The organism is uncultured Thiodictyon sp., from assembly GCF_903828115.1.
Classification (GTDB): domain Bacteria; phylum Pseudomonadota; class Gammaproteobacteria; order Chromatiales; family Chromatiaceae; genus Thiodictyon.
In genome coordinates, this window is sequence record NZ_CAIKKU010000030.1 from 1 (window position 1) to 6,301 (window position 6,301).

Annotated in this window: 6 protein-coding genes; all 6 read left to right on the plus strand. The window is 61.4% G+C overall.

The window, feature by feature from the left end:
• A partial coding sequence (locus tag QZY48_RS01060; RefSeq protein WP_295426589.1) for a type I restriction-modification enzyme R subunit C-terminal domain-containing protein occupies window positions 1-1,024 on the plus strand: 1,024 nt, incomplete at its 5' end.
• Entirely contained in the window at window positions 1,024-1,476 is a 453-nt protein-coding gene (locus tag QZY48_RS01065; protein ID WP_295426590.1) for a GxxExxY protein, read from the plus strand. The genes QZY48_RS01060 and QZY48_RS01065, both read left to right, overlap by 1 nt.
• A gap of 268 nt (window positions 1,477-1,744) precedes the next feature.
• Window positions 1,745-3,202 carry a class I SAM-dependent DNA methyltransferase gene (locus QZY48_RS01070; RefSeq protein ID WP_295426591.1) on the plus strand — a complete coding sequence of 486 codons (1,458 nt, stop codon included), beginning with the start codon at window positions 1,745-1,747 and terminating at the stop codon, window positions 3,200-3,202.
• On the plus strand, window positions 3,199-3,963 hold the full coding sequence (locus tag QZY48_RS01075) for a Fic family protein (protein ID WP_295426592.1): 765 nt from the start codon (window positions 3,199-3,201) through the stop codon (window positions 3,961-3,963). The genes QZY48_RS01070 and QZY48_RS01075 overlap by 4 nt, the downstream gene beginning before the upstream one ends.
• A gap of 331 nt (window positions 3,964-4,294) precedes the next feature.
• The gene (locus tag QZY48_RS01080) at window positions 4,295-6,073 is read left to right on the plus strand and encodes a restriction endonuclease subunit S (RefSeq protein WP_295426593.1); all 1,779 of its coding nucleotides are present in this window, start codon (window positions 4,295-4,297) and stop codon (window positions 6,071-6,073) included.
• Window positions 6,074-6,104: 31 nt separating this feature from the next.
• Window positions 6,105-6,301, plus strand: a 197-nt coding sequence (locus QZY48_RS01085; protein ID WP_295426594.1) for an AAA family ATPase, incomplete at its 3' end; no start/stop codon positions are given.

Sequence of the window (6,301 nt, forward strand, 5' to 3'; positions counted from 1 at the left end):
CACCGGCAACGACCCCGACGGCCAGGCCCAGCTCGGCAACTTCATCGACCCCGAGTCCATCTACCCGGTGCTCGTCACCACCTCGCGCCTGCTCTCCACCGGCGTGGATGCCCAGACCTGCCGTCTCATCGTGCTGGATCGCGAGGCCGGCTCCATGACCGAGTTCAAGCAGATCATCGGGCGCGGCACGCGGGTGCACGAGGACAGCAAGAAGTACTACTTCACCCTGGTCGACTTCCGCAAGGCCACCAACCATTTCGCCGACCCGGACTTCGACGGCGAGCCGGTGCAGATCTATGAACCCGGTGAGGACGATCCCCCGATCCCGCCGGACGACGTGCCACCGGTCGACGAGGGCGAGGACCCCATCCCGGCGGAGCCAGGCCCGGACGAGACGGTCGTCGATGCCCCGCAGCCGCCGGACATCAGCCTGCCGCCCGGGGTCGCCGAACCACCGGCCAAGTACTACATCAAGGGCCGGCCGGTCACGGTTCTCGCCGAGCGGGTCGAGTACCTCGACGAAGACGGCAAGCTCGTCACCGAGAGCCTGCGCGACTACTCCCGCCGCGCCATCCGCAGCCGGTACGCGAGCCTCGACCACTTCCTGCGGCGCTGGCGCGGCGCCGAGCGCAAGGATGTCATCATCGCGGAGCTGGCCGACGAAGGACTGCTGCTCGACCCGCTGCTCGAAGAAGTGGGCAAGGACCTCGACCCCTTCGACCTGATCTGTCACATCGCCTTCGATCAACCGCCGCTGACCCGCCGCGAGCGCGCCGGTAAGGTCAGCAAGGGCGACGTGTTCACCCAGTACGGCCCCCAGGCCCGCGCCGTGTTGGAGGCGCTGCTCGACAAGTACCAGGACGAAGGCATCGTCAGTGGGCTCGACAACGTCCGGGTGCTGGAGATTCCGCCCTTCAGTGCCATGGGCACACCGTTTCAACTCATCAAACCATTCGGCACCAAGGCCGGCTTCGAGCAGTCCGTGCACGAGTTGCAAGCCGCGCTGTATCAGGATGTCGGGTAATGAGCATGAATGAAGAAAAGAATGTCTCACGCCAAGGCGCCAAGACGCTAAGAAACGAAGAGCCAAGTGCGGAAGACGACCGGATTGCATCGCTCGTCGTCGATGCCTGCCTAAAGATCCACATTGACTTAGGGCCTGGGCTCCTGGAGAGCGTCTATGAACGGGTGCTCGCTTATGAGCTGGAGCAACGCGGCTGTTCCGTGCAGGCGCAGGTAGGCATTCCGATCGTTTACCAAGGAATGGTTTTTGAGGAGGGCTTCCGCGCCGATCTGATCGCCTGTCGGCGAGTCATTGTCGAGGTCAAGTCGGTCGAGCGGCTGATGCCGGTTCACAGCAAGCAATTGCTGACCTATCTGCGAATAACCGGCTTGCGCCTCGGTCTGCTGGTCAACTTCGGCGAAGCGCTGATGAAGACGGGAATCCATCGGGTCATCAACAATCGCGCAATATAGGAGGAAGAATGTCTCACGCCAAGGCGCCAAGACGCCAAGGAAGAGGAGAAAGAGGGGCTCACGCCAAGGCGCCAAGACGCCAAGGAAGAGAAGAAATGGGTGAGTGATCGCGCCCTGTTCCCGGATCGGGTCGCCATAATCATCAGCGGAGAAAGCGCACACACATAGATCGATATTGGAGGCATGACCACCTCTTCTCCTCCTTGGCGTCTTGGCGCCTTGGCGTGAGACTCTTAATTACTACCGCTTTGACGCATCCGGAAACGCTATGTCCGCCAGAACCACCGTCAAATCCATCCAGGACATCATGCGCCAGGATGTCGGCGTCGACGGCGACGCCCAGCGCCTCTCTCAGCTCTGCTGGATGTTTTTCCTCAAGATCATCGACGACCAGGACCAGGAACTGGAGGTCATGCGCGACGACTACCGTTCGCCCATCCCCGAGCGACTGCAATGGCGCACTTGGGCCGCCGACCCGGAGGGCCGGACCGGTGACGAGCTGCTCGGCTTCATCAACGACGACCTCTTTCCCGCCCTCAAGGGGCTGCCCGCGCTGGGCCCCTACGCCAACCGCGCCCGGGTGGTGCGGGCGGTCTTCGAGGACGCCTACAACTACATGAAGTCAGGCCAGCTCCTGCGTCAGGTCATCAACAAGATCAGTAGCGTGGACTTCAACGACCTGTTCGAGCGCAAGCATTTCGGTGACATCTACGAGCAATTGCTCAACGACCTGCAAAGCGCCGGCAACGCCGGTGAGTATTACACCCCCCGTGCCGTCACCGGCTTCGTCGTCGGTCGTATCGACCCCAGGCCGGGCGAAATTCTCTATGATCCCGCCTGCGGCACCGGCGGTTTCCTCACCTGCGCCATTCGCCATATGCGCGAGCGTTACGTGAAGCGGCCGGAGGACGAGCAGGCGCTGCAAGCCGGGTTGCGCGCCATGGAGAAGAAGCAATTGCCGCACATGCTCTGCGTCACCAACCTGCTGCTGCACGGCATCGAAGACCCGAGCTTCGTGCGCCACGACAACACCCTGGCCCGGCCCTATATCAGCTATGGCAAGGACGACCGGGTAGACATCATCGTCTCCAATTCCCCCTTCGGCGGCAAAGAGGAGGACGGCATCGAGTCCAACTTCCCGGCCCAGTTCCGCACCAGGGAGACCGCTGACCTGTTCCTGGCACTCTTCATCCGGCTCCTTCGGCCCGGCGGTCGCGCCGGCATCGTACTGCCGGACGGCAGCCTGTTCGGCGAGGGGGTCAAGACCAGGCTCAAGGAACACCTGCTGGAGGAGTGCAACCTGCACACCATAGTGCGCCTGCCCAACAGCGTCTTCAAACCCTACGCCAGCATCGGCACCAACCTGCTCTTCTTCGAGAAGGGCGAGCCGACGCGGGAGGTCTGGTTCTACGAGCACCAAGTCCCCGCGGGCCAGAAGGCATACTCCATGACCAGGCCCATCCGGGTGGAGCACTTTCAGGGCTGCGTGGACTGGTGGGGCGGTCCCGAGCGCCAGGGCCGCCAGGAGACCGAGCAGGCCTGGCGGGTCGACCTCGACACGATCAAGGCGCGCGGCTACAACCTCGACTTCAAGAACCCCCACACCGTCGCCGACGACCACGGCGACCCGGAGGAACTGCTGGCCAAGCTGGGGCAGGATGAGCAAAGGGCCGCCGACTTGCGCGATCAGTTGAAGGCCATCCTGGCCGAGGCGCTGTTGCGATGAGTCCCTATCAGCCGCCGCTAACCATCACGCCGGAGATCCTCGCCTTGGTCGAGCAGATCGGCGAGACCCTCGGGCGTTGGTCGGTGACCACCGCTCCCGATCTGTCCCCGCGCCTGCGGCGGGGCAATCGTATCCGCACCATCCATGCCTCGCTGGCCATCGAGAACAACACGCTGAGCCTGGAGCAGGTGACCGCGCTGCTCGAAGGCAAGCGGGTACTGGGCCTGCCGCGCGAGATCCAGGAGGTCCGCAATGCCTTCGCTGCCTACGACCAGTTGCTCGGCTGGGACCCCGAGTCGCTGGACGATCTGCTGGCCGCACACGCCATCCTGATGGGCGGGCTGATGGACGAGGTCGGGCGGTTACGCGGCGGCGGCGTGGGTATCTATCGGGGCGCCGCCCTGATGCACATGGCCCCGCCTGCCAGCCGGCTCGGCACCTTGATGCAGAATCTTCTGGGCTGGCTGGCGCGCGGTGAACTGCATCCATTGGTTGCCAGTTGCGTCTTTCATTACGAGTTCGAGTTCATTCACCCCTTCGCGGATGGTAACGGCCGTCTGGGTCGGCTCTGGCAGACCCTGATCCTGAGCCGCTGGCGACCGATCCTGGCCTACCTACCGGTGGAGACCGTCGTGCGCGACCGGCAGGACGCCTACTATCAGTCCTTGGCCGCGTCCGACCAGGCCGCCGAGTCCGCGCCCTTCGTGGCCTTCATGCTCCAGGCGCTGCTCAGGGCCATGGAGGAAGTTGAGGCGGGATGAAAAGGTGTTTCACGCCAAGGCGCCAAGCGCGCCAAGGGAGGAAAATGGGAGCGGCGGGATAGGGTGGTGCCCAGCCCCGGTGCGCCCAGACTTGACGCGGCGGGCGTCGAGAACATAACGATGGGTTTCGCTGCGCTCTACCCATCCTACAGCCGAACGGCCCGGATCATTGATCCGGCCACGTCGAGCCTCGTAGGGTGGACAAGCGCAGCGCAGTCCACCGGCCGGAGTTATGGTCAAGGCGGTCAAACGGCCTGACGCGCCATGCGCTACGCTGTCGGGCTGCTGGCAAGCCTGCCGCGACATGCTCAAGAACAGGAAGATAGCTGAGTTGAACGCCGAATACCTGCTGAAACACTTCGACCGTATCGCCGAGGCGCCCGACGCGGTGCCGCGGCTGCGGCGGTTCATTCTCGATCTGGCGGTGCGGGGGAAGCTGGTAGAGCAGGACCCCGGCGATGAACCGGCGGCAGAACTTCTCAAGCGGATTCAGGCTGAGAAGGTGAAGCTGGTACAAGACGGCAAGATAAAGGAACAGAAAAAGACGGGACCAGTATCGGCTGACGAAGTACCGTTCGCACTTCCGCGACGCTGGTCCAACACAAGGCTCGCAGCGATCTCCGTTTGCTTGGATTACATGAGAGAGCCCGTCAATGGCAACGAACGCGACAAGCGCATTGAGGGAAAAGCTGTTTTCGAGTTGATTCCTTATTTCGGTGCAACTCAACAACAAGGATGGATTGACGACTATATTTTCGATGAGGAGCTTGTCTTGCTCGGTGAAGATGGCGTGCCATTCTTCGATATCTTGAGACCGAAAGCTTACGTGATCTCTGGTAAGTCATGGGTGAATAATCACGCCCATGTATTCCGCGGGACTCTGGTTTCCAATCAGTTTCTGGCTCATTGGCTAAACACGTTTGACTATGCGGGCCGGGTTGTCGGTGCCACCCGCTCAAAGCTCAATCAAGCGAGGGCGCTTGACATTCCAATTTCGTTGCCCCCATTAGCCGAACAACGCCGCATCGTCGCCAAGGTCGACGAGCTGATGGTGCTGTGTGATCGGCTGGCGGCGGCGCAGAACAAGCGCGAGCAGCGGCGCGACCGGCTGGTGAGCGCGAGCTTACATCAACTGCAGAATGAAGAAGGTCTCACGCCAAGACGCCAAGACGCCAAGGAAGAAAAAGAAGTTGATGAAAAGACCCTTGGCGTCTTGGCGTCTTGGCGTGAGCCTGTGTTTCTTCAAGATATGCCGCGCCTCACCACCCGGCCTGAGCACATCATGGCCCTGCGCCGGACCATCCTCAACCTTGCCGTCCGGGGTCGCCTTGTCCAGCAGGATTCGAATGATGAGCCAGCCCGAAGATTCTTGGCCGACTTACGGGCTGACCGAGCGCAGATCGGTGAGCGGCTCGGACTGCGCATTCAATCGACGCTCGCCGAGAGCGATTTGACCGTTTGCCTGTTCGCTATACCGGTCTCATGGCGGTGGACTTGCCTCGATGAGTGCTTTCTTGTAACAGGTGGTATACAAAAGACACCAAAGCGGATTCCGCGTACTAACGCATTTAGCTATGTGGGGGTCGCGAACGTTTATCGTGGTCGATTGGATCTGTCCCAACTCAAGCAGTTTGAGCTACTCGATGGTGAACTCGAGCGTTTACGCCTGGAGGTGGACGACATATTAGTAGTGGAAGGAAACGGGACTGCTTCGGAGATTGGCCGCTGTGCACGTTGGAACGGCGAGATTATAGACTGCATTCACCAGAATCACATCATCCGATGCCGGCCGGCAAATCCAGCTATCTCACGGTTTACTGAGCTATACCTAAACTCGGAAATCGGTGTTGAGGTAATGAAGCAGTTGGCGGTCACTTCGGCTGGCCTGTACAACCTTAGCGTGGGTAAAATTCGCCGAATACGGTTGCCCCTTCCGCCCCTCGCCGAACAACACCGCATCGTCGCCAAGGTCGACGAGCTGATGGCCGTCTGCGACCAACTGGAAGCCAACCTCACCACCACCCAAACCGACAGCCGCCGCCTGCTCGAGGCCGTGCTGCGCGATGCGCTGGCCCCGGCGCTGGAGGCGGCCGCTTGCCGCATTCAGTAAACCCATATCGGCCCGGTGATTCGAGAACTCCATGCAAATATTCACATCAGTAAAGGCCGAGAACTTTGTCGCCTTTCAGCAGCAACTGGACTGGCAAGACCATGGCTCGCTGAACGTCATCATTGGCGAAAACGACACCGGCAAGACGCACCTGCTGAAGTTGCTCTATGCCATGGCACGGGCGATGGAGGACTACGCGAAGAAGCGTGCCGGCCCCGAACCAAAAGA